This is a genomic window from Elstera litoralis (genome assembly GCF_000963705.1).
Taxonomy (GTDB): Bacteria; Pseudomonadota; Alphaproteobacteria; order Elsterales; family Elsteraceae; genus Elstera; species Elstera litoralis.
In genome coordinates, this window is the sequence record NZ_LAJY01000449.1 from 1 (window position 1) to 2,706 (window position 2,706).

At 59.3% G+C, this 2,706-nt stretch carries 2 protein-coding genes; both read left to right on the plus strand.

Annotated features, from left to right (window positions below):
* Positions 1-977, plus strand: a 977-nt coding sequence (locus tag VZ95_RS15585; RefSeq protein WP_045776677.1) for a phage tail sheath family protein, incomplete at its 5' end; no start/stop codon positions are given.
* 217 nt (positions 978-1,194) lie between these two features.
* Positions 1,195-2,454 carry an Nramp family divalent metal transporter gene (locus VZ95_RS15590; protein ID WP_045776678.1) on the plus strand — a complete coding sequence of 420 codons (1,260 nt, stop codon included), beginning with the start codon at positions 1,195-1,197 and terminating at the stop codon, positions 2,452-2,454.
* Positions 2,455-2,706 lie beyond the last annotated feature (252 nt).

Consider the following 2,706-nt stretch of genomic DNA (forward strand, 5'->3'; position numbering starts at 1 on the left):
TGCAGGSCCAGAAGCTTCAAACCGCCGTCTGTTTATTCGATGTAATCAACGGCAATCAGCCGACGCAGGAGACGTTTAGCGACGATATCCAAGCGTTTCGGAACAGTACGGGCAACGTGGGGCTGAAGTACGGAATTTCCTATTACCCGTTCATCGGCACGGCGATTATGCAGGCCGGGGAGATTGTTTTCACCAATTTATTCGGCGGCGATATCAAGGCGTTGGCACCGCTCTTGGACTCCCCCGAGTACCCCAACCCGGTCGCCCGGCAGATCCTCAACCAGATCGAAACGCCCCCCGCTGATCCCCTGACAATGAGCCAGTTACACAGTGCACTGCTGAGTGCCAGCAAGACCTACGGTGAGATCATCACGCAGGTGCTGACCGTGGCCAATATTCTGCCGCCCAGCGGCGGGATGGCGGGTGTTTATGCCGTCAATGATCAGACGATTGGCGTTTGGAATAGCCCCGCCAATACCAGCATTGTGGGGGCCGTTAGCCTTCCCATTAGTCTGACGGATGGCCAGAGCGCCGACCTTAATCTCGATCCGATCTCGGGCAAATCCATTAATCCAATTCGCGCCTTCACGGGGCAGGGTATCTTGGTGTGGGGGGCGCGCACCTTGGACGGGAATAGTCAGGATTGGCGCTATATCTCGGTCCGTCGAACGATGATTTTCCTGGAGCAATCGGTGAAGCTGGCCGCAAAGGCCTATGCGCTTGCGCCGAACGACGCCAATACCTGGGCGGCGGTGAAAGGCATGATTGCGAGCTTCCTGACCGATGTGTGGAAGCAGGGCGGGCTGCAAGGCGCTAAACCGAGCGACGCATTCTCGGTCGAGGTCGGTTTGGGCACCACCATGACGGCGCAGGATCTGTTGAATGGCTATATGCGTATTACGGTGCTTGTCGCGGTGGTGCGCCCCGCCGAATTTGTGGAGATCAGCTTCGAACAGCAGATGGCTAAGCCCGGTTAACCCTGAGCTGGTCCGTTAATGCCCGGAAGGGCGGCGTCTTTGCGCCGGAAGCGCCGGTTCTCGGCCGCTCGTTTTAATTTAGAGCCATTCTAAAAAATGAGTCCAGTCATGCTCAGCTTGATTGATATCCGATATTGCGAATTAGTCGCATTTGAAGATATCCTCGTTTCGTCTCTCGTTCCAACCTGGGGGCGACGGATTCGTTAGGAGGTGTGTCATGACCGGTCTTGCACTGCCGAATTCCTCGACGCGGTTGATGGCCCTAAAGCGGCTGCTCGCCTTCATCGGCCCCGGCTATCTGGTGGCGGTGGGCTATATGGACCCTGGCAACTGGGCGACCTCCTTGGCGGCGGGGTCGCAGTATGGTTATGCGCTGCTGTCGGTGGTGCTGATGGCCTCGATCATGGCGATGCTGTTGCAGGCGCTGGCCATTCGCGTCGGGGTGGCGACGGGGCAGGATTTGGCGCAGCTCAGCCGCGAGCGGTTTTCGCCCTGGGTTGGGCGCGGGCTGTGGGTGGCGGCGGAACTGGCGATTGTGGCGACCGATTTGGCCGAGTTGATCGGCACGGCGATTGCCCTGCAACTGCTGTTCGGCCTGCCCTTAGTGTCGGGAATTCTGCTCACCGGGCTCGATGCCGTCATTATTCTGCTGCTGCATCGGCGCGGCATGCGCCCGCTGGAAGCCTTTGTGATCGGTACGATGCTGCTGATCGTCGGTTGTTTTGTGTTTCAGATGATCGTTTTGAAGCCGGAACCAATGGCGCTGCTCGGCGGTTTGGTGCCGCGCGCGAGTTGGATGACCGATGGGCACGCCCTCTACCTCGCCGCCGGGATTTTGGGCGCGACGATTATGCCGCATAACCTCTATCTCCATACCGCCCTCGTCCAGGCGCGCCCAGTGCCCGCGCCGGAGAAACGCCAGGCGATCCGCTTTGCCACCATCGATTCGACCGTGGCGCTCACGGTGGCGCTGTTCGTCAATGGCGCAATTCTGGTGGTGGCAGCGACGACTTTCACCGGGGTTGGGGAGGGGCTCGATTTTCACCAAGCCTATACGCTGCTGATCCCGGTGGTCGGCACCGGCCTTGCGGCGACGCTGTTTGCTATCGCGCTACTGGCGTCGGGGCTGAACGCCACCGTTACGGCAACGCTGGCCGGGCAGGTGGTCATGGAAGGCTTCCTGCGCCTCAAACTCTCGCCTGCCTTGCGCCGATTGCTGACGCGCGGCCTGGCGCTGGTGCCCGCAGCGGTTGTCGCCTCGGTCTATGGCGAGGCGGCGGCGGAAGGCTTGCTGGTCTTCTCGCAAGTCGTCCTATCCTTGCAACTGCCGTTTGCCGTGATCCCGCTGCTGCTGATCGCGGGGGACAGGCGGAGAATGGGAAGCTTGATTGCCCCGCGCGGCCAACTTGTGGCGGGCTGGGCCTGTGCGGCGATTGTGCTCGGCCTCAATGGCGTGATGATCGCAAATTTAGTTTAAATTTTCATCAACTTAGCCGGGAGTAAGCGAGGGTCGCACTCCTAAAATTCGACTCGGGAAAATGCCCATTTTCTGCTTACCTTTTCTTAAGGCTTCGGTATTACTGTGAGTGGTGATCCATCGGGGATCATCTAGACAAGACTCACAAAAAGGAGCCACGCCATGCTGTTTTCGAAGAAGGAGGACCCTCTTCCGGCCCGCGAAAGCGCTAACATTCGTTCTTCGCAGCCGATCAGCATTACCGCCGAGACC

Excerpts from the sequence above, each read along its gene's own strand:
- VZ95_RS15590 (WP_045776678.1), top strand. The coding sequence starts at position 1,195 with ATGACCGGTCTTGCACTGCCGAATTCCTCGACGCGGTTGATGGCCCTA.